Origin of the sequence: Cohnella sp. GCM10027633 (assembly GCF_042675445.1) — a bacterium.
In the GTDB taxonomy this organism is placed as follows: domain Bacteria; phylum Bacillota; class Bacilli; order Paenibacillales; family Paenibacillaceae; genus Cohnella.
Genome location: NZ_JBHTGV010000001.1, coordinates 811,698 through 837,520, shown reverse-complemented (window position 1 = coordinate 837,520; position 25,823 = coordinate 811,698). Strand labels below are relative to the sequence as shown.

The window sequence follows — 25,823 nt, the reverse complement described above, 5'->3', positions numbered from 1 at the left end:
GAGGGAGAGGAATGAAAGAGATGTCCGAATTGCAACGAGTCATTAAAGAACGGCGCAGCGTTGGCAGAGTGAAGCAAGACGCCGTGCCTAAGGAATTGATCGAACAGATGATCGAGGCGGCCGTCTGGGCGCCTAACCATCACGGCACGGAACCTTGGCGTTTCATCGTCATGACGGGAGAAGGCAGACGCGTGCTCGGCCAGGCGTACGTCGACTACTCGGCTGCCGCGATCGAAGCGCTGCCGGAGGAAGAGCGCCAAGAACGCATCGGCAAGGAAATCGCCAAGGCGTACCGCTCTCCGGTCGTCATCGCGGCGATTTGCTCGCCGTCTTCGAATCCGAAAGCGATCCGCGCGGAAGAATTCGCGGCGACGCACGCGGCGGTGCAGAACCTGCTGCTGACCGCGCACGACGTAGGCCTAGCTGCCGTCTGGCGTACCGGAGATCCGGCCTATCACCCGGCGATGAAGGCTGCGCTCGACGTGGCCGAGCATGAAGAAATCGTCGGCATCGTCTTCGTCGGGTATCCGGAGCTCGCGCTGCATGCCGGCAAGCGGATCCCGGGCGCCGAGAAGACGCGCTGGATCGAGAACTAATTTGGGATGAAGAAACGCCGCTATCCGGCCTATTGGCCGAGTAGCGGCGATTTTTAGTTACGGGAGTCTCATTCGGATTTCCAAATTCAAGGAGGTGATGTATGCTAGGATCGTAGCCTAATACGTAAACACAGAGGAGAGAACATCATCGTTAGAGCCGCATATTTGCTTCCCTATGCAACATGGTTCCTCGTGTCTTACATCATTATAGATCGCTCTTTGCTCGAACATAGGGCGCAATTATCGACGTATCTCCTGATCAGCTTCGTCGTCGCGCTTGCGCTCGAAGTATTCAGAAATCGCTGGCTGAACGCGGACTTCCGAATGACGAAGGCGAGGTGGATCGTTTACGCGGCGGGCAACGCGGCGATCGGCATCCCGTTGATCACCGTGAAGCCCAGCGAGTGGAAAGGCATTTTGCTGCTAATCGGCAGCGTGGCTATCATGGCCGCTTCCTCGACGATCTTTGGCGTAATCATGGCCTTCACGGTTTAACCTCGATCTTGAACGTCCCCGCCGAATCGCCTTTCTTCCAGAATCCGTGGATCGCGTAATAATACACGCCGGGTTCCAACGGGGCTTTAACTACGCCGTCCTTAATCTCGGCTCCATGGAACGTTCCATCCTGCGTTTGCATGCTCGCTTGCAGCGTTTTCGGGTCCGAACCGGAATACCGGATTTTCAGCTCAACCCCGGGAGGAACGGTCGTGGCCTTCTTCTCCTCGAGCTGCGACTTGGCATCGGCGTAGTCCGCGCACTTATTACCCCAGCAATAGCTGTTCTGCGTCACCGGTACCTTCGTCTTGCCCGCGGCGACGAGAGGGAGCGGAGGATCGCCGAACATGCAGCCGGACAATAGTAACATCGCGCAAGTCCATATTAATAGAAGGGCCTTCGCTTGTAATCTCATGGATAACACCTCCATGGGATTAGACGTGAAGATCCTTATTTTGGTTGCGAATCGAACTCCGCCGCCCCATTACTCCTCGCAAGCGACCGCCGAACGCCGAACGATCATGTCCGCGGGCAGCACGATCTTCTTCCATGGCATTGGCGGATCTCCGCGTTCCTTCATCCGATCGACGAGCATCTGCATGCCCAAGTAGCCGAACTGATACGCTTGCTGCGCGATGACCGTCAGGAACGGATTGACGTCCGACAGCGGTCCGAGATCGTCGAAGCAGACGAGCGACACGTCTTCCGGGACGCGCTTGCCCTGCGCCGACAACGTGCGGAATACCTCGACCGCGAGCACGTTGTTGCCCGCCATGATCGCGGTAGGCGGCGGATTCATCCCGCGAAGCCAGTCGTCGATCGCCGACAGGTCGCTGCGCGGCTCGAACGCCGTCTCCAGCACGTAATGCTCGTCGTAGGCTAGATCGTTCAGCTTCAACGCCTCGCGATAGCCTTCGAGCCTCGTTCGCGCGCTCGATACGTGACTCGAGCCGTTAATCAGCGCGATCCGCTTATGCCCGAGAGAAGCCAGATGGTCGACGAGCCGGCGCGCGCCTTCCTTGCCGTCCCCGAGCACGATATCCGCGCCTATGCCCGGTACTTCGCGGTCGAGCAGCACGAACGGGACTCCGTGCTTGCGCAGCGTCTCCAGGTGCGGCAGCGACGCGTCGCCCGTCGGTGCGAACAGCACGCCGTCCGCGCGCGTCGCGAGAATCGTATCCAGATAATCCTTTTCCTTATCGAGACTCTCGTCGGAGTTGCCGAACAGAAGCCGATAGCCGTGCTTCTTCGCCGCATCCTCGGCTCCCCTCGCCAGCGTCGTATAGAAAGGGTTCGTAATGTCCGTAATGAGCAGGAACAGCAGGTTGCTCTGCTGGAGCACGAGGCTTCGGGCCATTTGGTTCTGCACGTAGCCGAGCTCGTCCATCACGCGGCGGACTTTCGCTCGCGTCTTGTCGCTGATTTTGCCGGTGTTATTGATAACCCTGGATACCGTCATCGCGGAGACGCCGGCTTTGGCCGCAATATCGTAGATCGTAACCATAAAAGGCGCTCCTTGTCTGCAATCTTATGGATTCCACTATAACGAAACTTGCGATTGACAGCAAGCGTTTTCACTGTTAGGTTAATGTTATCGGTAACATTATTCATTCTATTGGAGGTTTGCGACAATGGCAGACAACGGCTTCAGATGGCAAGGCGGATTCCCTAAGATCGGCATTCGTCCGACGATCGACGGCAGACGCAAAGGGGTGCGCGAATCGCTCGAGGACCAGACGATGAACATGGCGATCGGGGTGGCGAAGCTGCTGACCGACAACCTTAGATATCCGAACGGCGCGCCCGTGGAAGTCGTTATCGCGGACAGCTGCATCGGCGGCGTCGCGGAATCCGCGGCGGCGGCAAGCAAGTTCGCCAAGGAAGGCGTAGGCGTCTCGATCACAGTCACGCCTTGCTGGTGTTACGGCACCGAGACGATGGACATGGATCCGTCGATTCCGAAGGCGGTATGGGGCTTCAACGGCACCGAGCGTCCGGGCGCGGTATACTTGGCGGCGGTATTGTCCGCTTACGCGCAGAAGGGTCTTCCGGCGTTCGGCATCTACGGAGAGGACGTGCAGGACGCGGGCACGACCGACATTCCGGAGGACGTGAAGGGCAAGCTTCTCGGCTTCGCGAAGGCAGGCTTAGCGGTCGCTTACATGCGCGGCAAATCGTACCTGTCGATGGGTTCCGTCTCGATGGGCATCGCGGGCTCGATCGTCAACGACGCGTTCTTCCAAGAATACCTCGGCCTCCGCACGGAGTACGTGGACATGTCCGAATTCGTACGCCGCATGGACGAAGGCATCTATGATCCCGTCGAATACGAGAAAGCGCTCGCTTGGGTGAAGGAGAACTGCAAGGAAGGGCCGGACAACAATCCGCCTTCCATCCAAACAACGCGCGAACGCAAGGACAAGGACTGGGAGACCGTCGTTAAGATGACGCTGATCGCCCGCGACCTCATGGTCGGCAACCCGAGGCTCGCGGAGCTGGACTTCGGCGAAGAGGCGATGGGCCATAACGCGATCGTATCCGGCTTCCAAGGCCAACGCCAATGGACGGACCACTTCCCGAACGGCGACTTCATGGAAGCGATGCTCAACTCCTCGTTCGACTGGAACGGCATTCGCGCGCCTTACATGGTGGCGACGGAGAACGACAGCTTGAACGGCGCGGTCATGCTGTTCGGCAACTTGCTGACGAACACGGCGCAGATTTTCGCGGACGTGCGGACGTACTGGAGCCCGGCTTCCGTCGAGCGCGTGACCGGCCACAAGCTGACGGGTCTCGGCGAGAACGGCTTGCTTCACTTGATCAACTCCGGTCCCGCGACGTTGGACGGCACGGGCGAGCAGACGAAGGACGGCAAGCCGGCGATGAAGCCGTTCTGGGAAATCAGCCAGGAAGAAGCGCAGAAGTGTCTGGACGCGACGAGCTGGCGCCCGGCGTCGGTCGAATACTTCCGCGGGGGCGGCTATTCCTCCGACTTCCTGACGCGCGGCGGCATGCCGATGACGATGTCCCGCCTCAACCTGGTCAAAGGCATCGGGCCGGTGCTGCAGATCGCCGAAGGCTACTCGGTAGAACTGCCGGACAACGTGCACGATACGCTCGACAAGCGTACGGATTCCACGTGGCCGACGACTTGGTTCGCGCCGATCTTGACCGGAGAAGGCTCGTTCAAGAGCGTGTACGACGTCATGGACAACTGGGGCGCGAACCACGGCTCGATCAGCTTCGGCCATATCGGCGGCGACCTGATCACGCTCGCTTCGATGCTGCGCATACCGGTGTGCATGCACAACGTGCCGTCCGATCGCGTATTCCGTCCGCGCGCATGGGGCCTGTTCGGCACGCAAGATTCCGAGAGCGCGGACTACCGCGCATGCGACAACTTCGGACCGCTATACAAATAAACTAAGCGCCCGGCGGCCGGCCTAGGCCGCCGGATGATCGGAGGCACTCATTCATGAGCAATAGCGAAGCGATTCGCCAGGAATTATGCCATTACGCCCAGTTGACGGTCTCGAACAAGCTCGTCGTCGGACCTGGAGGCAACATCAGCGCGCGCCACGAAGGCAAGATGTACTTGTCCCCGAGCGGCTTCGCCCTTCACGAGATCAAGCCTGAGCAATGGGTCGAAGTCGACATCGAGACCGGCGCCATTACGGACATCGGCTTGCGTCCGTCTTCCGAGGTGCTGATGCACTTGTACGCCTATCGGCGTAATCCGAACATCGGCGCCATGGTGCACACGCACCCGCCGTATTGCATCGCGTTCACGCTCGTCGAGCGCGACTTGCCGATCATGTTCCCCGACCAAGCCGCGCTCGTCGGCAAGACGGTGTACGTCGATTACGTGCTGCCGACGACCGACAAGCTCGCGGATGCCGTCGTGGAGAAGATCGAGCACAGCTCGATTCTGCTCGGCAATCACGGGCTCGTGACGACGGGACGCAATCTTCGCGAAGCGTATTACCGAACCGAAGTCGTCGAAGAGAGCGCCAAGATCTATTTGATCTCCTCCGCCATTCGCGAACCGAAGGTGCTCACGAAGGACGAGGTCGAGGAGATTGCCTCTCTCGAGAGCGAAGCTTACCGCATTCAGCTGCTGCAAAAAATGAAATAATCGCGTAAGCGAGGTGTGACAGGTGACGAAGCTTGCGACGAATACGGCCGCTCTTGCTTTCGACATGGGCGCGAGCAGCGGCAGGGCATTGATCGGGCAATTGAAGACCGGCGATGACGGCGTAGCCCGGCTGGAAGTGACGGAAATTCATCGATTTCCGAATTACGCGATCCAGGTGGGCGACCATCTGCACTGGGACATCCTTCGGTTGCTCCGGGAGATCAAGAAGGGCATCCGTCTCGCTTTCCAGCTCGGTTACGAACCGGAGACGCTCGGCATCGACACGTGGGGCGTCGACTTCGGCTTGCTCGACGCGAACGGGGAGCTGGTCGGCAATCCGTACCATTATCGCGATCCCCATACCGACGGCATGATCGAGGAAGTCGGCTCGCTGATCGGCAAGGAGCGATTGTTCGAGCAGGGCGGCCTGCAGTTCATGCCGTTCAACACGGTCTACCAGTTGTACGCGATGCGCAAGGCGGGTTCGCCTAAGCTCGATATCGCCAAGACGCTGTTGCTGACGCCCGACCTGCTCGCGTACATGCTGACGGGCGTCAAGGCGTGCGAGTTCACGATGGCGACGACGACGCAGCTGTTCCATCCGGCCGAGCAACGTTGGAATACCGAGTTGATGGACCGGTTAGGCATTCCTTCTCACCTATTCCTTGATCCGATTCAACCGGGAACGATCGTCGGACCGCTGACTCGCGCCGTGCAAGACGAGCTTGGCGTTCCCTCCGTCCAGGCGGTCGCGGTCGGCACGCACGATACGGAATCGGCGATCGCCGCCGTTCCCGCGGGAGACGAACCGTTCGCGTACCTCGTGTGCGGCACGTGGTCGCTGCTGGGGACCGAGCTGGATGCGCCGCTGCTGACGCCCGAGACGATGGCGCTCGAATTCTCTAACGAAGGCGGCGTCGGCGGCACGTATCAGCTTCTGAAGAACATCATGGGCCTATGGCTGCTGCAGGAGTGCAAGCGCGAGTGGGACGAAGCCGGTAACGAGATAGGCTTCGGCGAGCTCGTCGGCTTGGCGGAAGCGGCGGAGCCGTTCCGTAGTCTCGTCCAGCCGGACGATGCCCGGTTCTTCCCTCCGGACGACATGGAGTCGCGCATTCGCGAATACTGCCGGGAAACCGGTCAGCCCGCGCCGCGGACGCCGGGAGAAGCCGCTCGCTGCATCCTGGAAAGCCTCGCGCTTCGATACCGGCAGGCGATCGAGCAGATGGAGCGATTGACCGGCAGAACGTTCGAAGGGCTTCATATGGTCGGAGGCGGCATCCAGAACCGCTTGCTGTGCCAATTCACGGCGAACGCGCTCGGTCGTCCCGTATGGGCGGGGCCGGTCGAAGCGAGCGCCATCGGCAATATGCTCGCGCAGCTCATCGCGACGGGGCGTTGCGCCGACTTGAAGGAAGCGCGGCGGTTAGTCGAGGCTTCGTTCCCGGTCGAGACGTACGAACCGGCGGGCGGCGAAGCTTGGGCCGCAGCCTACGAACGATTCATTACGCTCGGGAAGGGGAACTAACCGCATGTTGATTGGAATATCCAAGCTCATCTCGCCCGAACTGATCAAGGTGCTCATGGAGATGGGGCACGGCGACGAGATCGTGCTCGCGGACGGCAACTTCCCCGGCGCGAGCCACGCGCAGCGGCTCGTCCGCGCGGACGGCCATGCGATGCCCGAGCTGCTGGAAGCGATTCTCGCGCTGTTCCCGCTCGATCCATATGCGGTCAAGCCGGCGGCGCTCATGCAAGTCGTTCCCGGAGATACGGTGGAGACGCCGATCTGGGAGACGTACCGGGAGATCATCGCCCGCCGCTCCGGCTTCGAGGAGCCGTTCGAGCACGTCGAACGGTTCGCGTTCTACGAGCGGGCGAAGCAAGCGTACGCCGTCGTCGCCACGGGCGAAGGCGCGCTGTACGCGAACTTGATATTGAAGAAGGGCGTCATCAAGTAACATAAGTCTCGCATACGTTAGGACGGTCGACGGCGCAAGCCGCTCGGGCCGTCCTTTTCGTTCTCGTCTCCGGGCGAAATTTTATCCATATCGTTACGCTTTCAAGGTAGGGATTTCCATTATGGCGTCGAAATAACAACGATAGACAAGAGGAGGTATGCGAGTGGACCATCAACCGATCTACAAAGACGCCAACTTCACGCTCACGAAAGACCTGTTCATTACCGGCGGCGCCAGATTCGCCATGGCGCATCTGTCCTCGATCCGGCTGGTCAAGACGAAGAGGGAAATTCCGTACACGTTGCTCGTTCTCGAAGTCTTGCTGATCGTCGGCGGACTCGGGTGGGATTACCCGTATCACGGTTACGTCGCGTTGCTCGGCTTCCTCGGGTTGATCGGCTCCTCGCTCAACTACTTCCTTCGCAAGCCCGTGCACAAGCTCACGGTCGTCTTCGCTTCCGGAGAGAGGGAGTCGGTCGGATCTACCGATTACTCGTACTTGGAAAGCTTGGCGAACGCCTTCAGCCGCGCGATGGTCGAGACGAGATACCGCAACATATTGGGGCAGGCGTTGTAGTTTCATTTTCTTATACGCATGCGAAGATTACGATATAGGAATAATAGCCTCCGGCGCCTATAATGAGGGATAGCGTATTCTCATACAGGCTATAGGAGGCTTTATTATGCCGATATTGTTCGATGAACTGCAACGCGTATTCCATCTGCAAACCCCTAAGACAAGCTATGTGATTCAATTGATAAAAGACGGTGTTCTCGTTCACGCGTATTGGGGCCGCAAAGTCTCGGAAGCGCCTTGGACGGGCATGCTCGAGCTCCAAGAGCGCTCTTCGTTCTGTCCGAATCCGTACCCGGACGACCGGTCGATCTCGTTCGATACGCTGCCGCAGGAATACCCGGCTTACGGCGGCAGCGACTTGCGCCATCCTGCCTACCAAGCGCAGCTTGCCGACGGAACGACGATTACCGAGCTGCTCTACAAGAGCCATCGCATCTTCGCGGGAAAGCCCGCGTTGGAAGGATTGCCGTCGACGTACGCGGAGAGCGACGACGAAGCGCAGACGCTGGAGCTTACTCTTCGCGACGATTACGCGGGACTCGAAGCCGTGCTTTCTTATACGGTGTTCGCTTCGCACGACGCGATCGCGAGATCGGTCAAGCTCGTGAACGCGAGCGGCAAGCCGATTCGTCTGCTTCGCGCGCTTAGCGGCAGCGTCGACTTCCGCCGCGATCGCTTCGAGCTGCTGCAGCTGTCCGGCGCGTGGGCGCGTGAGCGCGACGTGTACCGCCGCCGCTTGACGCCGGGCACGGCTTCGGTCGAGAGCCGCCGCGGATCGAGCAGCCATCAGCAGAATCCGTTCATCGCGCTGCTGTCGCCGGGCGCGGGAGAAGATCACGGCGAAGCCTACGGCTTCAGCCTCGTCTATAGCGGCAGCTTCGTCGCACAGGCGGAAGTCGATCAATTCCATACGACGCGCGTCTCGATGGGCATTAATCCGTTCGACTTCAACTGGCTGCTCGAGAGCGGCGAGACGTTCCAGACGCCGGAGCTCGTGATGGTCTATTCCGGCGAAGGGATCGGGGAAATGTCCCGTACGTATCACCGGCTCTACCGCACGCGGCTGTGCAGAGGCGAGTTCCGCGACCGCACGCGTCCGGTGCTCGTGAACAACTGGGAAGCGACGTACTTCGGGTTCAACGCGGACAAGATCGAGCAGATCGCGAAGACGGGCAGCGACCTGGGCATCGAGTTGTTCGTGCTCGACGACGGCTGGTTCGGCAAGCGGGACAGCGACAATAGCTCGCTCGGCGACTGGAAGGTCGATTTGAACAAGCTTCCGGAAGGCTTGGAAGACTTGGCGAAGCGCGTGAACCGGTTGGATATGCAATTCGGTCTCTGGTTCGAGCCGGAGATGGTGTCGCCGGACAGCGACCTGTACCGCGCGCATCCGGATTGGTGCTTGCACGTCGAAGGCCGCCGCCGTTCGGAGGCGCGCAGCCAGCTCATTCTCGACTTGTCCCGCGCGGACGTGTGCGATTACATCATCGAGTCCGTCAGCGAGATTTTGCGGAGCGCTCCGATTACGTACGTAAAATGGGACATGAACCGGAACATGTCGGAGATCGGCTCGGCGTTGCTTCCTCCTGAACGCCAGCGCGAGACCGCGCATCGTTACATGCTCGGGCTGTACCGCGTGCTGGAGACGATCACCCAGTCGTTCCCGCACATTCTGTTCGAGAGCTGCTCGGGCGGCGGCGGGCGCTTCGATCCGGGCATGCTGCATTACATGCCGCAGACGTGGACGAGCGATAATTCCGACGCGATCAGCCGGCTTCGGATTCAATACGGCACGAGCATCGTGTACCCGATCAGCACGATGGGGGCGCACGTTACCGCCGTACCTAACCACCAGGTGCACCGGATCACGTCCCTCCGTACGCGGGGAGCGGTCGCGATGTCCGGCAACTTCGGCTTCGAGCTCGATTTGACGAAAATGTCCGACGAAGAGAAAGAAGAGGTTAAGCGGCAAGTAGTCGAGTACAAGGAAGCTCGCCATCTCGTACAGTTCGGCACGTTCTACCGGCTGCGCAGCCCGTTCGAGGGCAACGACACCGCTTGGATGACGGTGTCCGAGGACGGAACGGAGGCGTTCGCCGTCTACGTGCAGGTGCTCGCCGAGCCGAACGCGCCGTTCGATTGGCTGCGGTTCAAGGGTCTGGATCCGCAGGCGAAGTATCGCCTCGTCGGAACGGATACCGTATACGGCGGCGATCAGCTCCTGTATGCGGGGTTGCCGGTTCCCGGGCTTCGCGGGGACTTCCAGAGCCATACGTGGCGGTTCGTTAAGGTGTAAGATCGGTGCGTCGCGCGCCTTATCGTCACTATCCCGTTGAGTCAGGGGATGCGGGGGAGGCGCGCTTACCGTCACTATCCCGTTGAGTCAGGATTGAGAGGATACTGATCCATATCGTCACTATCCCTTCGAGTCAGAGGGCGGCCATGTATCGGATCGCCCCTTCGTGCGAACACTACGCCACGGAGGTGGATGACATGGACAACAACGAACAACGGGCCCAAGTGACGGCGGTCCGCAAAAACGGCGACGGCGACATCACCGAGCTGCAACTGTCGAACGGCCAAGTCGTCGGGTACAAGGAAGCGCAGCAGATGGCGAAGGCGAACCAGATCGACAACGTGAACGTATTCAAAGGCCGCGACGGCGACGAGCACCTACGCTCGAATCCGGATGGTCGCGAAGACAACAATCTCGATAACTTGCCGACTTTCTAATCGGCGCAAAGCGGCTTCGGCAGAGGATGATCCTCGGTCGGGGTCGTTTTTTTGCTCTGAGTTCCCTTAACACAAATCTTGGCCATTGTCCAAACCATTTCGAGGCCGACAACTCACATTATGAGACTTGTGAAAGACCAACTATTGAGCAATTGTGTCATTTCGCGGTCGAATTCCGACGTTTCGCGGACAGTGTATAGGATGTCGTCGAAAACTCATATAAAATGGGTATAACTGGATCTCCGGTGTGGTTAGTCGGTAAACGATGCGAATCGTGGTATCCGGTTAGCCGAAACGACAGCCACGGGAGGGAGGCAATCAACTTGTCGCAGATTAGAATCGACGTGAACGGCGTACAGGCCGAACACCGGAGCTTCAAGAGCGCGTACCGTAAGATCAAGGACGAGGGACAGCAACTGTCATCGACTCGGCAACGGATCGACGGCCGCATCGCAGCGCGAAGAGGCACCGATTCGCGGATGAGCCGCGCGGGATCGAGACTGACGAGGGTAGAAAATCAGCTCGAAGCGTTATATGATTTTATCGAACATGGTTTGCAATCCTACATACAAGCGGATGATAAAGCCAAGGAACACCCGTTTGACTATAAGAAGAAAAAGTCGATCTGGGAGAAGATCGGGGACGGCTTGCAGGCAGCAGCGCATGGAGTGACCGGGTTCATGGAAGGGACTGCCGAAGCAGTGATCGGTACAGTCGAAGGAATATGGACGATGGTGACCCATCCGATCGAGACGGTGCAGGGGCTCGTCTATGTCGTGAAGCATCCGCTTCAGACGGCGCAAGGAATATGGAAGGCGGTATCCGATTCCTGGACGAACGAAGTCGCGAACGGAGACGCGGATAGCCGCGGCAGATGGTTCGGCCGGATGATCAGCGAAGTCGCGTTAGCGGTCGTTGGGACCAAGGGGGTCGACAAGGTCGCGAAGTTGGCGAAAGGAACGAGGATCGTCAGAGAGGGACGTGGCGTGCGGATCGTTCACGTGGATGCACCGGAGAAAGTACATGCGCAGCCGGAGCCTACGAAGCCGTCTCCGAAGCCGGAGGGAGATAAACAGCCTAAAGGATTACCGGAAGCGTCGCCTAAAGCTAAAAAAACTTTCTCGGATATGAGTGCTGACGAGCAATTAGCTATAGCTAAGCAGTATTCCCGGAGAGCACCAATCGAAATACCAGAGAACGCGACCATGAAGACAAAGTCAATGGCTGATGGTTATGAACAATTAACTTACAAATGGAATGACGGAACGTACAAATACGAAGTAAGATGGCACACTAGAACTTCTGGAGCACCTGAAGATCAAGGAAACACCTGGGTTATTCAAAGAACAATTCCAGGTAGTGGTGGGAATAAGCCGCAATCCTACTTTAAGATTGGAGAAAATGAATGGGTCGAGGGGTATAAATGGTATGATGCAATTGCCGCCAGAAAAGCGGAAACCGCTACTCCGGAACAAGTTAGGATTCTAGACAAAGGGCATTGGAAGGAGTAATGTATGCATGAAAACGGAATTCGTTAATGCTGCCTACTATACAGGTTTTGAAGGCGAGCCTGAAATTGCTTTTGTCTATGAAATGACGAATGAAAGACAGGTTCTTAAATTGTGGACTGGTTACTTTGACACCATTATGGATTTAATGTGCCAGTATGAATCTTACAAGAATGGTATCTTGCATGAATATTACGTTCATGAAGGTTGGTACGAGGAAAGTCCTTGGGAAGTAACACAACTAGATGCTACAATTCAGTTGTTTAAGTCATTTCATTTACAAAGCGTGGATGTAAAGGCTGCTGAAGCATCACCGAATATCGTCCCCGTACTTCCTGATGTTGCACGTGAGATTATACAGTTTTTAGAACAAGCAAGGATTAATGGAAGCACAGTATATATCGTTTATGATTAATCTTTTTCCGAAGAAAAGATTGCGTCCCATGCGCTTTTAAGTGCGTCTACGCTTACATTTTAAACCTTAAAATAACACTAGGGCGTTGATTGAACAAGCCGTTTATGGTCAGACTCGAACATAAACGGCTTGTTTTTGTGTTTCAACTCACTTCCGTCGAGCTGTTATGAGCAACACTGGAAGTTCCGCTTAGGTGACTCGCTCCCACCGAGTTATTACGTCCGGGCGTCTTCCTGACCTGAAGGGATAGTGACCATAGCGTACCGCATACGGTCGACGCACGCGCCTGACCCGACGGGATAGTGACGATAAGGCCGCCTGAACCTCATCCACAACTCGTATGTACAACATAGCAACCTTCTGCAATACTATATTGTAAAAACGCCGAACTAGCAGTAAAATATCCATGTGATCATGTACGTACAAGTTAATCATCCATCACTTTCATAGGAGGAACTACCATGCTGCAATTGAAGCCTTACGTATTCTGGTTCGTAACCGGAAGCCAGCACTTGTACGGACCGGAGACGCTCGAAGAGGTCGCCGCGCACTCCGCGGAGATCGCCAAAGGACTGAGCGCCGCCGCTAACATTCCGTTCCCGATCGTATTCAAGCCGGTCGTCAAGACGCCGGACGAAATCCGCCAAGTGTGCATCGACGCGAACTCCGACGAGAGCTGCGCGGGCATCATCACCTGGATGCATACGTTCTCGCCCGCCAAGATGTGGATCGCGGGCCTATCCCAGCTTCGAAAGCCGCTGCTTCACCTGCACACGCAATATAACCGCGATATCCCATGGGATTCGATCGATATGGACTTCATGAACACGAACCAAGCGGCGCACGGAGACCGCGAATACGGCTTCATCGGCGCGCGCATGGGCATCGCCCGCAAAGTCGTCGTCGGCCACTGGCAAGACCCGCAAGTCCGCGCTCGCGTCGGCGGCTGGCAACGCACGGCCGTCGCGTCCGCGGAGAGCCAGCAGCTCAAGATCGCGCGGTTCGGCGACAACATGCGCCAAGTCGCGGTAACGGAAGGCGATAAAGTCGAAGCGCAAATCAAGTTCGGCTGGTCGATTAACGGCTACGGCGTCGGCGACCTCGTCGCCAAAGTCAACGCGGTGACGGAAGCGCAAGTCGAAGCGCTGCTCGGCGAATACGCGGAGCAGTACGATATCGTCGAAGCGGGACGCAATCCGGGACCGGTTCGCGACGCGATCGCTTACCAAGCGCGTATCGAGATCGCGCTCAAGTCGTTCCTCGAAGAAGGCGGCTTCACGGCGTTCACGACGACGTTCGAGGACTTGCACGGACTCGAGCAGCTGCCGGGCCTCGCGGTTCAGCGGCTCATGCAGCAAGGCTACGGCTTCGCGGGCGAAGGCGACTGGAAGACGGCGGCGCTGACGCGACTCGTCAAGATTATCGCCGGCGGCGTAGACACGTCGTTCATGGAAGATTACACGTACCATTTCGAGCCGGGCAACGAGCTCGTGCTCGGCGCGCATATGCTTGAAGTGTGTCCGACGCTCGCGGCGAGCAAGCCGCGCATCGAGGTGCATCCGCTCGGCATCGGCGGCAAAGCCGATCCGGCGCGCATCGTGTTCGACGGCAAAGGCGGTTCGGCGATCAACGTGTCCGTCGTGGACATGGGCAACCGGTTTCGCATGATCGTCAACGAAGTGGAAGGCGTAGCGGTCGACAAGCCGATGCCGAAGCTTCCGGTCGCGCGCGTCCTGTGGAAGCCGCAGCCGTCGCTGCAGCAATCGGCGGAAGCGTGGATTCTCGCCGGCGGCGCGCACCATACCGTCTACTCGTTCGCCGCTACGACCGAGCAAATGCTCGATTTCGCGGAGATCGCGGGCATCGAGTGCGTCGTCATCGACAAGAACACGAACCCGAACCAGTTCCGCAACGAGCTGCGCTGGAGCAGCGTCGCTTGGAAGTAAGCCGATAAGAATTCCGATGGGACATCTCGAAGCTGGCGCGTTGACGCGCGGCGGCGAGATGTCTTTTTTATATTCGCAGTGATCTTCGTCACACCTTGCCGCCGGCCGCGGGTCTATGATGGAAGAAGCAACCAGACAGGCCAAAGGAGCGGGTGTCATGACCTTGAAGCTGGGAATCGTGCAAAAAATGGTAATCGGAATTATAGGGGTATCGACGGTGACATACGCGACGAGCGCGTTCTGCTTATTGATCTTGAAGGACAAGCTGTCGATCATGCCGGACGGCGCGTTCGCCCTGCTGACGCTCGCGCTCGGCATATGCTGGACGGGCTTCCTTGGCTACCTCGCGGCGAGATGGTTCGTCAAGCCGCTGCTGGCGTTGACGACCGCGGCGCGCGAAGCGGCGAGCGGCAACTTGCAAGTATCGGTAACCGCGACGGGGTCCGACGACGAGATGCAGGCGCTCAACCGGGCGTTCGCGGAGATGATCGGGCAGCTTCGGGCCATGATCGCGAAAGTCGCCGACCATTCGCGGGCGACGGACGCTTACGCGGGCGAGCTTCAGGGAGCGATCGATCAGGCGACGAGCCATATTATGAGCATGACGGAGGAAGCGAACCTGATCTCGGAGAAGACCGAACGCCAATCGGATTCCGCCGACCACTTATTCGGTTCGGTGCGGACGATGACGGACGTCGCCAAGGAAATCGCCGAGGAAGCGCAGGAGACGAGAACCATTACGCGGACGATGACGGAATCGGTCGAGAGCGGCGAAGCGGTCATCCGGTCGTTGATCGACGGAATGCGGCGGCTGGCCGAGCTGAACCGCGATTCGTTCGGCATCGTGTCGGAGCTGAACGCGCACGCGGCTCGCATCGGCTCGATCACGAACGTCGTCGCCGAATTCGCGGAGCAGACGAACTTGCTCGCGCTCAACGCTTCTATCGAAGCGGCCAGGGCGGGCGAAGAGGGCAAAGGGTTCGGCGTCGTGGCGCAAGCGGTCAAGACGCTCGCCGAGCAGAGCGGAACCGCGGTCAAAGACATTCGCAAGCTGATCGAGCGCATCCAGCATCAGGCCGAGCTGGCCGCCCAGCGGATGTCGGAGCAACGGGAGCTGACCGAGCGCGAAGCGGAGAACGGGGAGATTTCGGCATCGGCGCTGCGCGTCGTCACCAAGGAGGTCGCCCGCGTGAACGGCCGCGTGGAGGCGATCTCGAACCAACTCGCGCAGCAAGGCGAGCAAGTCGAGCTCGCGCTTCGCGAGGCGCAGGCGATGGCCGCCGCGACGACGACGATCCGGAGCGGCGCGCAAGCCGTATTCGCGGCCGGCCAGCAGCAGACGGCGGTCATGGAGGAAATATCGGCGACGTCCGAATCGCTCAAGTCGAGCTCGGCGGCGCTTCGCAAGCAAGTCGGGGTCTTCGTCGTGAAGGGCGCATAGCCCGCGGCGCTTGGCGAATGGTGTTGAAGCCTTCCTGCGGGAGGGCTTTTTGCTTATTTTCACCGCGATTCCGAACGAAACGCGTCGAATGACCGAGAATGTTCGCGAATATGACGTGAACGGGCGGAAATGGCGCTATTTTATGCTCGCATGTCTGTTAAATATTTGCTAATCTGTTATAAGCGCAATTTTAACCGCATATATTGGTCGGGTCGTGGCGATTTCGTCACGAACTTTCTTGCGACTTTTTTGAAAATGGGGTGAAAGTTTTCATAATATTCGCTATAATATGTGTAAGTTTCGTGTGAATTGTAAGCAATATTAACATGTAGTTAACGTTTGTAATCGCCATGTAAACGCAAGATGCGTCGCTCTGCTCGTTCCAAGCCTACTTTCGGGAGGTGAATCCGCATGCAGGCTCCGCCGGCTTTGCTATCGACCGAGGACCTGTACTTGTTCAACACCGGGCAGCTGTTCCGCGCCTATCGGACGTTCGGGGCTCATCGGATGAGCTACGACGGCCGATCCGGCGTCAGATTCGCCGTATGGGCGCCGAACGCCAAGGCGGTGTCCGTTGTGGGCGACTTTAACGGATGGGCCTCCGGCGGCACGGGCTTCCCGCTGGAGCGGGTCGCCACGACGGGCGTCTGGTGCGGCTTCGTGCCGGACTTGACCGAAGGCGCCCGTTACAAGTACGCGATCGAGAACGCCAGCGGACTACTGACGCTGAAGTCCGATCCGCACGCCGTACGCAGCGAACTTCGTCCAAACACGGCGTCAATCGTCGCCTCCTTGGACCGTCACGAATGGCAGGACGAAAGGTGGATGCTCCGCAAGCGCGAACGCCCGCCTTACGACCGGCCGATGCTCGTCTACGAAGTGCATCTCGCCTCTTGGCGCATGGATGCTCCCGAGCAATTCCGCACGTACGAGACGTTGTCGGACGAACTCGTCGATTACGTCAAGTCGATGGGGTACACGCACATCGAGCTGCTTCCGCTGACGGAGCATCCGCTGGACCAATCGTGGGGTTACCAAGCGACGGGTTATTACGCGGCAACGAGCCGGTACGGTCCGCCGGAAGGACTTCAACTGCTCGTCGACCGTTGCCACCAAGCGGGCATCGGCGTGCTGCTCGACTGGGTTCCCGGCCACTTCTGCAAGGACGACCACGGCCTGCGGCTGTTCGACGGAACGCCGCAGTACGAAGACGCGGACGCCAGGCGCGCGGAGAAGCCGCTCTGGGGAACGCTCGCCTTCGATTTCGGCAAACCGGAAGTGCTCAGCTTCCTGCTCTCGAACGCGCTGTTCTGGCTTGACGTCTACCATATCGACGGCTTGCGCGTCGATGCCGTCGCCAGCATGATCGATCTGCACTTCGATAAGCCGGCCGACATGTTTACCTATAACAAATACGGCGGAACCGAGCATATCGAAGCGTTAACCTTTTTGCGCAAGCTGAACGAAACCGTCTTCCATTATTACCCCGACACCCTGATGATGGCCGAAGATTCATCCTCCTACCCGCAAGTGACGTCGCCTACGTACGCCGGAGGCCTCGGATTTAATTACAAGTGGAACATGGGCTGGATGAACGACATGCTCCGTTACATGGAGACCGATCCGTCGCATAGACCCTCCAAGCACTCCTTGACGACCTTCTCGCTGTTGTACGCCTTTTCCGAAAATTACGTATTGCCCCTGTCGCACGACGAAGTCGTTCACGGCAAACGCTCGCTCCTGAACAAGATGCCCGGCTCCTACGAGGAGAAATTCGCGAACCTGCGGCTGTTCTACGGCTATTGGATCGCGCATCCCGGCAAAAAGCTGCTCTTCATGGGCGGCGAATTCGGCCAATTCGACGAATGGAAGGACGCTGAGGGCCTCGATTGGCCCGTGCTGCAATATCCGCTTCATGAAAGCATGCACCGGTACGTCAGAGACTTGAACGCCGCCTACGCGAGAGACGAAGCGCTGTGGGGTCGCGATCACGACGGCGCGGGGTTCGAGTGGATCGACGTGAACAACGCCGAGCAGTGCATGCTGATTTTCCAAAGAACGGGCAAGACCGACAATGCGCCTACCGTCGCCGTATGCAACTTCTCCAGACATGCTCATCCGACCTACAGAATCGGCGTTACGGTGCCTGGCGGTTATCGCTTGACAATGAACAGCGACGATCGCGGCTACGGAGGATCCGGCCAGGCTTTGCCTTCGCGGACGGAAACCGAAGCCGTGCCGATGCACGGCAAGCCTTATAGCATCGTCGTTCCCGTACCTTCGCTTTCCTTGCAAATGTGGAAGTCAGAAACAGACAGCTAACAGCCTGTGATGCCTGCAAAATTGCATTTATTTTAGGGGAGGAGTGAAGTCCATGCGCAAAAACGAATGCATCGCGATGCTGCTGGCGGGCGGCGAAGGCCGTCGTCTCGGCGTCCTGACGAAAGACTTGGCCAAACCGGCCGTGCCGTTCGGCGGCAAATACCGCATTATCGACTTTACGTTAAGCAACTGCGCCCATTCGGGGATCGAAACGGTAGGCGTATTGACGCAATATCAACCGCTCGTGCTGACGCAGCATCTCGGCATCGGCACGCCTTGGGGGCTTGACCGCAGGGAAGGCGGCATGCACGTTCTACCGCCGTACGTCCGTCAGAAGGGCGGCACCTGGTATAAAGGCACGGCGAACGCGATCTATCAGAACATCGGATTCATCGAACGCTATGATCCGGAGTACGTCCTGATCATCTCGGGCGATCACATCTATAAAATGGATTACGATCTGTTGCTGGAATCGCATAAGCGGAATCGCGCGGACGCCACGATCGCGGTCATCAGCGTGCCGTGGGCGGAAGCGAGCCGGTTCGGCATCCTCAGCGTGGACGACGAAGGGAGAATCGTCGAATTCGCGGAGAAGCCGAAGAAGCCGACGAGCAATCTCGCGTCGATGGGCGTCTACATGTTCTCTTGGCAAGTGCTGAAGGACGCGCTCGTCCGCGACGAGGCCGAACGCAATTCCTCGAACGACTTCGGCAAGGACATCATCCCGACGTTGCTCGCGGAAGGCGCGCGCATGTACTCGCACCGGTTCGAAGGTTATTGGAAAGACGTGGGCACGATCGACAGCCTGTGGGAATCGAACATGGATTTACTCGAAGACCGGCCGCAACTGCAATTGAACGACAGTTCTTGGCGCATTTTCACGGCGAGCCCGAACCAGCCCGCGCAATATATCGCGCCGACCGCCAGGGTGCAAGGCGCGCTCATTAACGAAGGGTGCTTCGTCGAAGGCGACGTGAACCGCTCGGTCTTGTTCCCGGGCGTACAGGTCGGAGAAGGCAGCGTCATCGAAGATTCGGTTCTTATGCCTGGGGCCGTCATCGGCAAGAACGCCAGAATCATCCGCGCCATCGTCGGCGAAGGGGCAGTCGTGGAAGACGGATGCCAAGTCGGGTCGCTGGACGCGGAGGAGATAGCCGTCGTCGGCAACGGAGAGACGATCAAAGTCGAATTGCAGGAGGTCGAACCGGTATGAAGCTGCCGATGATGGGCGTCATTAATCTGATTCACGAAGCTGACGAGATGGGTTCGCTGACGGCGAACCGGTGCCTGGCGACGGTGCCGTTCGGAGGGCGGTATCGGCTGATCGACTTCGTGCTCTCTTCCATGGTCAACTCGGGCATTCCGCGCGTCGCCGTGTTCGCGCATACGAAGTACCGTTCGCTCATCGACCACCTCGGCTCGGGCAGCAACTGGGATCTTCACCGCAAGCGGAGCGGATTGTTCGTGCTGCCGCCGGCGCTCGAGGACCAGACCGACTTCGGCAAAGGCGATCTGTACCACTTCTATCGCAACCGGGATTACTTCGCGCGCAGCCCGGCGGAATACGTCGTCATCGCGAGAAGCCATATGGTGTGCAACGTCGACTTCGCCAAAGTGCTCGAGCAGCATCGCGAGTCCGGATCGGACATTACGGTCGTCTGCAAGCGGGAGCCGGACGGCATCCCGGGTCTCGCTCGCAAGGCTAAGGTGAACGAATTCGGCCGCATCGTCGAGATGCAGGACCACTTCGGCAGGCTCGCGAGCGACGTCGTGTCGATGGAGATGTACGTGCTGAGCAAGGAGCTGCTCGTCGATCTCGTCGAGACTTCGCTCGCGCAAGGACGCGACCACTTCGTGAGGCACGCGATCCTATCGCGGCTCGGCCAGCTGCACGTGAACGCGTACATGCACGACGGAGTGCTTGGCGTCGTCAATAACATCGCCGCGTACTACCGCCACAGCATGGAGTTGCTGCAGCCGGAAGTATGGCGCGAGCTGTTCTTCCGACCGGGCGCGATCTACACGAAGGTCAAGGACGAACCGCCGACCCATTATCGGTCCGGCGCCGACGTCAGCCACTCTCTCGTCGCGAACGGCTGCGATATCGAAGGCACCGTGACGAACAGCATCCTGTTCCGCGGCGTTAAAGTCGCGCGAGGAGCCGTGGTGCGCAACAGCATCGTCATGCAGAACGGAATCATCGGCGAGAACGGCGCGCTGGACAATTGCATTCTGGATAAGGAAGTGGAGATCCGCCCCGACCAGCAGTTGAAAGGCGCGACGGATATGCCGTTCCTGGCCGTCAAACGCAAAGTGATCTGATCGGTCGATCCGAATCTTCGATCTAACCCGTCAACTTCCACGAACAAGAGGGTGTCTACATGAGAGTGTTGTTCGCGGCATCGGAAGCGATGCCGCTCGTCAAGACGGGGGGGCTTGCCGACGTCGTCGGCGCGCTTCCCAAAGCGCTTGCGGAGATCGGCGTCGACGTTACCGTCATTCTGCCGAAGTACGGCGAAATTCCGAAGGAAATCCAAGATCGCACGACGACGCTGGCCGTCATGGACGTCCAGCTGGGCTGGCGCCGGCAATATTGCGGCTTGCAGGAAGCGTACGTCGACGGCGTCCGGTTCCTTCTCGTGGATAACGAGTTTTATTTCAAGCGCGGGTACTTGTACGGCTACGGCGACGAAGCGGAACGATTCGCGTTCTTCAGCTTCGCGGTGCTGGAGGCGATCAAGCATCTGGATACGCTGCCGGACATCATTCATTGCCACGATTGGCAGACGGGCCTTATTCCCTTCTTATTGAAGACGCGGTACGCGAACGAACCGGGTCTTCGGAATATCCGAACGTTGTTCACGATTCACAACCTGCAATTCCAGGGCGTCTTCTCCAGGGAATTGCTGCAAGACTTGCTCGCCGCCGGAGACGACGCGTTCACGCGGGACGGACTGGAGTTCTACGGCGGGGCGAGTTGCTTGAAGGCGGGCTTGCGCTATGCGGACAAGCTGTCCACGGTGAGCTATACGTACGCGCACGAGATTCAAGGACAAGAGTACGGCGAGAAGCTGGACGGCGTCATTCGCCAGCGCGCCGGCGACTTGTGGGGCATCTTGAACGGGATCGACACCGAGGTGTACGATCCGGCGACGGACCCGCATCTGGCGTTCCCGTATGCGGACTCGATGGCCGAGAAGCGGAAGAACAAGACGGCGCTGCAACGCGAGCTAAGCCTCGTCATCGACGAGAAGGTGCCTCTCGTCGGCATCGTCTCCAGACTGACTCGTCAGAAGGGCTTCGACCTGATCGCGGAAGCGCTGCCCGACATCATGAAGGAGAAGGTGCAGCTCGTCATTCTCGGGACGGGGGAGCCGGGCATCGAATCGATGCTGCATGCCGCCCAGGAGCGGTATCCGGGGCGAATCGTCGTCTGGTACGGCTTCAACGAGGCGCTCGCCCGCCGAATCTACGCGGCTTCGGATCTCTACTTGATGCCGTCCCGGTTCGAGCCATGCGGGCTCAGCCAGCTGATCGCGCTGCGTTACCGCGCCGTGCCGGTCGTGCGAGAGACCGGAGGGCTCAAAGACACCGTGCAATCGTATAACGAATATACAGGGGAAGGGAACGGATTCTCCTTCGGACCGGCCAGCGCGCACGACTTGCTCTACACCGTGAAGCGGGCGTTGCGGTTCTACGGCGACGCCGGGCATTGGGAGAAGATCGTTGCCAACGGAGCGGCGCGGGACTACGGCTGGACATCTTCCGCGCGCTTGTACGACAAGTTGTATAGGGAGCTCATCGGGGAATAGAGAGAGGAGAGGGACATACATGGCGCGTCATCTGGTCATCGGGAACGGCAAGCTCTTAGTCAACTTGGATAGCAACTGCTACATTCGGGACGTGTATTTCCCTTACGTCGGGCAGCAGAACCACGTCAACGGCCACCATTGCCGATTCGGCGTATGGGCGAACGGCGCGTTCGCTTGGCTGGACGATCCGGAGTGGCAGATCGAACTCGGTTACATCGAGGATTCGCTCGTCACGAACGTAACCGCCAGGCATGAGAGGCTCGGCGTGGAGCTGCAGTTGAACGACGGCATCCACCAACGGGAATGCATCTACCTGAAGCGCGTCGTCGTCCGCAACCTGGGCGACTTGCCGAAGGACGTCCGCGTGTTCTTCCACAACGACTTGATGATCGACGGCAACGAGGTCGGAGACACCGCGGCGTTCTATCCCGAGAACCGGACGCTGTTCCATTATAAAAGATCGTCCTATTTCATGTTCAACGGACGCTCCGATCAGAACGGCATCTATCAATATTCGACCGGCATCAAGAGGTTCCATTCGGCGGAAGGCACTTGGCGCGACGCCGAGGACGGCGAACTGATGGGCAACTCGATCTCGCAAGGCTCGGTCGACAGCACGATCAGCTTCCGTACGACGGTGCCCGCGGGAAACGAGCGGACGATCTACTATTGGATGTCCGTCGGCGCGAACATGGAAGAGGTCAAACGGCTCGACCAATACGTGCAGGAGAGCCATCCGGAGAAGCTGCTCAGCCGCATCGTCATCTATTGGAACCACTGGCTGTCTCGCGTCAGCGGACGTTACGGGGATTTGCCGCCGAGCGTCGTGCGCCAGTTCAAGCATAGCCTGCTTATCGTGCGCACGCAGATCGACGAACGCGGAGCGATCCTGGCGGCGAACGACACGGAGATACTGCAATACAATCGCGACCACTATAGCTACATGTGGCCTCGCGACGGCGCGCTTATCGCGGACGCGATGTCGCTCGCCGGCTATCATGGCATGATCGCCCCGTTCTTCCACTTTTGCGGACGCAACCTGTCGCCTGAAGGTTACTTGCATCATAAGTACAATCCGGACGGCACGGTCGGATCGAGCTGGCATCCGTACGTCGTGCAAGGCGTGCCGCGACTGCCGATCCAGGAGGACGAGACGGCGCTCGTGCTGTACGCGCTCTGGAAAGACTACGCCCGCCACGGAGAGATCGAGCTGCCGCAGTCGCTGTACAATACGCTCGTGCGCAAGGCCGCCTCGTTCCTGTGCGAATACATGGAGCGCGGCCTCGGTCTGCCGAAGCCGAGTTACGACCTGTGGGAGGAGCGTTACGGCATCTGGACGTACACGGCCGCATCCGTCTACGGCGGCTTGATGGCGGCCGCGTATTTCGCCGACTTGTTCGGCGATTATGACCGAAGCGACCAATACCGCAACGTGGCGGAGCAGATCAAGCAAGGCATCCTTACCCATCTGTGGGACGATGGGGCGGGGCGGTTCGCGCGCGGATTGACGTGGCAGGACGGCCAATGGGTCAAGGATATGACGGTCGAGAGCAGCTTGTTCGGCCTGTTCGAATTCGGCGTGCTGCCGGCGGACGACGAGCGTGTCGCGAGCACGATGAACGCGATCTCCGAGCGGCTTCGGATCCGGACGGACGTCGGCGGCATCGCGCGGTATACGAACGATTATTACTTCCGCCAATCGGACGACATCGACAAGGTGCCGGGCAACCCGTGGATCATCTGCACGCTATGGGTCGCGAGCTTCCAGATCGATACGGCGCGTATCCCGGAAGACTTGGCGGAGCCTCGCCGGACGCTGGAGAAGGTGGCCACGTTCGCCTTGCCCGGAGGCAACTTGCCGGAGCAGGTGCATCCGGAGAACGGCACGCCGTTGTCGGTCGCCCCGCTCACTTGGTCGCACGCGACGTACGTGCAGCTCGTGTGCAAGTACGTTCGCAAGCTGGAGCAGCTCGCTTCGCAAGGATAATGCCCGAGAGCCGCCTGGAGGCCGTCGAATGCGACGGCCTCCAGGCGGCTCTCTTGTCTTGCGAGGAATATATGGAGACAGGGGCGTTTATTCGCGACTATCCGTCCCGTTTGATATACTGGAACCATCTTACTTATCGTAGGGAGAGTTGCAGCTAATGAACTATCGTCCGCTAGGCAAGACGGGATTGAACGTCAGCGAGATCAGCTTCGGAACATGGGCCATCGGAGGTTCGTGGGGGCAGACGGATGAACGGGAATCGCTTCGCTCCCTTGACCGGGCGATGGACGACGGCGTGAACTTCTTCGACACCGCCGATGTATACGGGGACGGCCGCAGCGAGCGGCTGCTCGCGATCGCTACCAAGGGCAAGGAGGATCGGGTCCATATCGCCACGAAGTTCTGCCGCGCGGGCGACATCCACGATCCGGCGACGTATTCGGAGGAGAGAGTGCGCGAGTATTGCGAGGGAAGCTTGAAGCGGTTGGAACGCGAATCGATCGATCTGTACCAGATCCATTGCCCGCCGATCGCGATCCTGCGGGACGGAGCCGTGTTCGACGTGCTGGATCGACTGCAGGCCGAAGGCAAGATCCGCGCGTACGGAGTCAGCGTCGAATCGGCGGAGGAGGGGCTGCTATGCCTCGAGTATCCGGGCGTGCAGGCGCTTCAGATCATATTTAACCTGTTCCGCCAGAAGCCGGTCGCGGAATTGCTGCCGCAAGCGCAAGCGCGCCAAGTCGGTTTGCTCGCTCGGCTGCCGTTGGCCAGCGGACTGCTGACGGGCAAGTTCTCGGAGGGCGCGGCTTTCGAGGCGGGCGATCATCGCAACTTCAATCGGAACGGCGAATCGTTCAACGTCGGCGAGACGTTCGCGGGTTTGCCGTTCGAGAAGGGCGTCTCGTTATCGCGCGAGTTGGAATGGATCGCCGAAGGACGAGACGGTATGACCGAGGCGTCGTTGCGCTGGATTCTCGACCATCCCGCCATTACGTGCGTCATCCCGGGCTTCAAGAACGTTCGCCAAGTGGAGCAGAACCTCGCCGCGCAAGGCGTCCGGCCGTTCTCGGAGCCGGAGCTCGCGAGATTGCGCGCGTTCTACGATGACGAAGTGCATGCGCATATCCGCGGTTCGTATTAATCCCCGAAGCGAGGAGTTGATCGATATGGGCGGCGCAAGCAAGCCGAACCCGCCCGCCGTCGGGCGAGCGATCGTAGACCCGTTGTTCTACGTCCTTGCCGCGACGTCGGTGTTGTGCGCGCTCTTGATTTCGTTCCGGGAGACGCAGGTCGATTATCCGAATTACCGGTTTCTCATCTGGAACTTGTTCCTCGCGTGGCTTCCGCTCGCATGCTCGATGGCCGCGCTCGTCTGGGCGCGCGTCGCCAGCGGGGCCGCGCTCGCCGTCGGCGTCATCGTCTTCGCCGTCGCATGGTTGCTGCTGTTCCCGAACGCGCCGTACTTAATGACGGATTTCATCCACCTGATCTTCACGAGCCGGTTCGATCGGTCGGAGGTCGACGGGCTGCTTCTCTGGTACGACTTGGTGCTATACTTTCTGTTCACGTGGTGCGGACTGCTGCTAGGGTACGTCTCGATGAACCAGATTCACGCCATCGTCCGCCACTACTGGACTTCCGCGACGGGCTGGGCGTTCGTGTTCGCGAGCGCCATGCTAAGCGGCTTCGGCGTCTATCTCGGCCGAATCGTGCGCCTCAATAGCTGGGACGTCCTGCATCCCGGCCGGATCGTGCGCGACGTCGTCGACGCCATTCACTTCCGTTCGTTCGCCTTCTCCGTCTTGTTCGGCATGTTGATCCTGATCGTCTACGTCTCTCTCTATGCCATTGCCTCCCGCGGACGCGGAGACGCTTCGCGCACGTTATCGTCCTAG

General features: G+C 59.1%; 22 protein-coding genes. 20 read left to right on the top strand and 2 right to left on the bottom strand.

Going from position 1 to position 25,823, the window contains the following annotated elements; translation table 11 throughout:
• Positions 1–11: 11 nt before the first annotated feature.
• Both ACFQZG_RS03795 and ACFQZG_RS03790 read left to right on the top strand, forming a co-directional pair.
• On the top strand, positions 12–596 hold the full coding sequence (locus ACFQZG_RS03795; protein ID WP_378150076.1) for a nitroreductase family protein: 585 nt from the start codon (positions 12–14) through the stop codon (positions 594–596).
• A gap of 192 nt (positions 597–788) precedes the next feature.
• Positions 789–1,091 (top strand): hypothetical protein, encoded by a 303-nt coding sequence (locus ACFQZG_RS03790; protein ID WP_378150073.1) that lies wholly within the window; start codon positions 789–791, stop codon positions 1,089–1,091.
• Here ACFQZG_RS03790 and ACFQZG_RS03785 read toward each other — a convergent pair.
• Both ACFQZG_RS03785 and ACFQZG_RS03780 read right to left on the bottom strand, forming a co-directional pair.
• On the bottom strand, positions 1,081–1,506 hold the full coding sequence (locus tag ACFQZG_RS03785) for a hypothetical protein (RefSeq protein ID WP_378150072.1): 426 nt from the start codon (positions 1,504–1,506) through the stop codon (positions 1,081–1,083). The genes ACFQZG_RS03790 and ACFQZG_RS03785 overlap by 11 nt on opposite strands.
• 69 nt (positions 1,507–1,575) lie before the next feature.
• Complete coding sequence (locus ACFQZG_RS03780; protein ID WP_378150071.1) at positions 1,576–2,595, bottom strand: LacI family DNA-binding transcriptional regulator; 1,020 nt, start codon at positions 2,593–2,595, stop codon at positions 1,576–1,578.
• A 127-nt stretch (positions 2,596–2,722) separates the two neighbouring features.
• On the opposite strand from ACFQZG_RS03780, the gene ACFQZG_RS03775 reads away from it, so the two are divergent.
• From ACFQZG_RS03775 to ACFQZG_RS03690, 18 genes are all read left to right on the top strand, one after another.
• Positions 2,723–4,513: an L-fucose isomerase gene (locus tag ACFQZG_RS03775; protein ID WP_378150070.1), complete on the top strand. Its 1,791-nt coding sequence runs from the start codon at positions 2,723–2,725 to the stop codon at positions 4,511–4,513.
• 53 nt (positions 4,514–4,566) lie between these two features.
• On the top strand, positions 4,567–5,226 hold the full coding sequence (locus tag ACFQZG_RS03770; RefSeq protein WP_378150068.1) for a class II aldolase/adducin family protein: 660 nt from the start codon (positions 4,567–4,569) through the stop codon (positions 5,224–5,226).
• 64 nt (positions 5,227–5,290) lie between these two features.
• Positions 5,291–6,754 carry a rhamnulokinase gene (locus tag ACFQZG_RS03765; RefSeq protein ID WP_378150437.1) on the top strand — a complete coding sequence of 488 codons (1,464 nt, stop codon included), beginning with the start codon at positions 5,291–5,293 and terminating at the stop codon, positions 6,752–6,754.
• Positions 6,755–6,758: 4 nt separating this feature from the next.
• The gene (gene fucU, locus ACFQZG_RS03760; RefSeq protein ID WP_378150067.1) at positions 6,759–7,187 is read left to right on the top strand and encodes an L-fucose mutarotase; all 429 of its coding nucleotides are present in this window, start codon (positions 6,759–6,761) and stop codon (positions 7,185–7,187) included.
• Positions 7,188–7,350: 163 nt separating this feature from the next.
• Positions 7,351–7,764, top strand: a complete 414-nt coding sequence (locus ACFQZG_RS03755; protein WP_378150065.1) for a DUF6232 family protein — start codon at positions 7,351–7,353, stop codon at positions 7,762–7,764.
• 106 nt (positions 7,765–7,870) lie between these two features.
• Positions 7,871–10,060, top strand: a complete 2,190-nt coding sequence (locus ACFQZG_RS03750) for an alpha-galactosidase (RefSeq protein WP_378150063.1) — start codon at positions 7,871–7,873, stop codon at positions 10,058–10,060.
• A 197-nt stretch (positions 10,061–10,257) separates the two neighbouring features.
• The gene (locus tag ACFQZG_RS03745; protein WP_378150062.1) at positions 10,258–10,497 is read left to right on the top strand and encodes a DUF3892 domain-containing protein; all 240 of its coding nucleotides are present in this window, start codon (positions 10,258–10,260) and stop codon (positions 10,495–10,497) included.
• Between the two features lie 323 nt (positions 10,498–10,820).
• The gene (locus tag ACFQZG_RS03740) at positions 10,821–12,008 is read left to right on the top strand and encodes a hypothetical protein (RefSeq protein WP_378150061.1); all 1,188 of its coding nucleotides are present in this window, start codon (positions 10,821–10,823) and stop codon (positions 12,006–12,008) included.
• A gap of 7 nt (positions 12,009–12,015) precedes the next feature.
• Positions 12,016–12,420, top strand: coding sequence for a hypothetical protein (locus ACFQZG_RS03735; protein WP_378150059.1), 405 nt, complete (start codon positions 12,016–12,018; stop codon positions 12,418–12,420).
• A gap of 461 nt (positions 12,421–12,881) precedes the next feature.
• The gene (gene araA, locus ACFQZG_RS03730; RefSeq protein ID WP_378150057.1) at positions 12,882–14,366 is read left to right on the top strand and encodes an L-arabinose isomerase; all 1,485 of its coding nucleotides are present in this window, start codon (positions 12,882–12,884) and stop codon (positions 14,364–14,366) included.
• 157 nt (positions 14,367–14,523) lie between these two features.
• Positions 14,524–15,807: a methyl-accepting chemotaxis protein gene (locus ACFQZG_RS03725; protein WP_378150056.1), complete on the top strand. Its 1,284-nt coding sequence runs from the start codon at positions 14,524–14,526 to the stop codon at positions 15,805–15,807.
• A gap of 411 nt (positions 15,808–16,218) precedes the next feature.
• Complete coding sequence (glgB, locus tag ACFQZG_RS03720) at positions 16,219–18,129, top strand: 1,4-alpha-glucan branching protein GlgB (protein WP_378150054.1); 1,911 nt, start codon at positions 16,219–16,221, stop codon at positions 18,127–18,129.
• Positions 18,130–18,181: 52 nt separating this feature from the next.
• On the top strand, positions 18,182–19,342 hold the full coding sequence (locus ACFQZG_RS03715; protein ID WP_378150052.1) for a glucose-1-phosphate adenylyltransferase: 1,161 nt from the start codon (positions 18,182–18,184) through the stop codon (positions 19,340–19,342).
• Entirely contained in the window at positions 19,339–20,451 is a 1,113-nt protein-coding gene (gene glgD / locus ACFQZG_RS03710) for a glucose-1-phosphate adenylyltransferase subunit GlgD (protein WP_378150050.1), read from the top strand. The genes ACFQZG_RS03715 and glgD overlap by 4 nt, the downstream gene beginning before the upstream one ends.
• Positions 20,452–20,510: 59 nt before the next feature.
• Complete coding sequence (gene glgA / locus ACFQZG_RS03705) at positions 20,511–21,941, top strand: glycogen synthase GlgA (protein ID WP_378150049.1); 1,431 nt, start codon at positions 20,511–20,513, stop codon at positions 21,939–21,941.
• Positions 21,942–21,960: 19 nt separating this feature from the next.
• Positions 21,961–23,928, top strand: a complete 1,968-nt coding sequence (locus tag ACFQZG_RS03700; protein ID WP_378150047.1) for a glycoside hydrolase family 15 protein — start codon at positions 21,961–21,963, stop codon at positions 23,926–23,928.
• A 157-nt stretch (positions 23,929–24,085) separates the two neighbouring features.
• The gene (locus ACFQZG_RS03695) at positions 24,086–25,069 is read left to right on the top strand and encodes an aldo/keto reductase (protein ID WP_378150045.1); all 984 of its coding nucleotides are present in this window, start codon (positions 24,086–24,088) and stop codon (positions 25,067–25,069) included.
• A 25-nt stretch (positions 25,070–25,094) separates the two neighbouring features.
• Positions 25,095–25,823: a DUF1361 domain-containing protein gene (locus tag ACFQZG_RS03690; RefSeq protein WP_378150044.1), complete on the top strand. Its 729-nt coding sequence runs from the start codon at positions 25,095–25,097 to the stop codon at positions 25,821–25,823.

Bases quoted from the DNA above. Each gene is read 5' to 3' on its own strand.
- ACFQZG_RS03745 (WP_378150062.1), top strand. From the start codon at position 10,258: ATGGACAACAACGAACAACGGGCCCAAGTGACGGCGGTCCGCAAAAAC.
- glgA (WP_378150049.1), top strand. From the start codon at position 20,511: ATGAGAGTGTTGTTCGCGGCATCGGAAGCGATGCCGCTCGTCAAGACG.
- ACFQZG_RS03775 (WP_378150070.1), top strand. From the start codon at position 2,723: ATGGCAGACAACGGCTTCAGATGGCAAGGCGGATTCCCTAAGATCGGC.
- ACFQZG_RS03695 (WP_378150045.1), top strand. From the start codon at position 24,086: ATGAACTATCGTCCGCTAGGCAAGACGGGATTGAACGTCAGCGAGATC.
- ACFQZG_RS03750 (WP_378150063.1), top strand. From the start codon at position 7,871: ATGCCGATATTGTTCGATGAACTGCAACGCGTATTCCATCTGCAAACC.
- ACFQZG_RS03780 (WP_378150071.1), bottom strand. From the start codon at position 2,595: ATGGTTACGATCTACGATATTGCGGCCAAAGCCGGCGTCTCCGCGATG.
- glgB (WP_378150054.1), top strand. From the start codon at position 16,219: ATGCAGGCTCCGCCGGCTTTGCTATCGACCGAGGACCTGTACTTGTTC.
- ACFQZG_RS03765 (WP_378150437.1), top strand. From the start codon at position 5,291: ATGGGCGCGAGCAGCGGCAGGGCATTGATCGGGCAATTGAAGACCGGC.
- ACFQZG_RS03715 (WP_378150052.1), top strand. From the start codon at position 18,182: ATGCGCAAAAACGAATGCATCGCGATGCTGCTGGCGGGCGGCGAAGGC.
- ACFQZG_RS03770 (WP_378150068.1), top strand. From the start codon at position 4,567: ATGAGCAATAGCGAAGCGATTCGCCAGGAATTATGCCATTACGCCCAG.
- ACFQZG_RS03735 (WP_378150059.1), top strand. From the start codon at position 12,016: ATGAAAACGGAATTCGTTAATGCTGCCTACTATACAGGTTTTGAAGGC.
- ACFQZG_RS03700 (WP_378150047.1), top strand. From the start codon at position 21,961: ATGGCGCGTCATCTGGTCATCGGGAACGGCAAGCTCTTAGTCAACTTG.
- ACFQZG_RS03795 (WP_378150076.1), top strand. From the start codon at position 12: ATGAAAGAGATGTCCGAATTGCAACGAGTCATTAAAGAACGGCGCAGC.
- ACFQZG_RS03690 (WP_378150044.1), top strand. From the start codon at position 25,095: ATGGGCGGCGCAAGCAAGCCGAACCCGCCCGCCGTCGGGCGAGCGATC.
- ACFQZG_RS03785 (WP_378150072.1), bottom strand. From the start codon at position 1,506: ATGAGATTACAAGCGAAGGCCCTTCTATTAATATGGACTTGCGCGATG.
- glgD (WP_378150050.1), top strand. From the start codon at position 19,339: ATGAAGCTGCCGATGATGGGCGTCATTAATCTGATTCACGAAGCTGAC.
- araA (WP_378150057.1), top strand. From the start codon at position 12,882: ATGCTGCAATTGAAGCCTTACGTATTCTGGTTCGTAACCGGAAGCCAG.
- fucU (WP_378150067.1), top strand. From the start codon at position 6,759: ATGTTGATTGGAATATCCAAGCTCATCTCGCCCGAACTGATCAAGGTG.
- ACFQZG_RS03725 (WP_378150056.1), top strand. From the start codon at position 14,524: ATGACCTTGAAGCTGGGAATCGTGCAAAAAATGGTAATCGGAATTATA.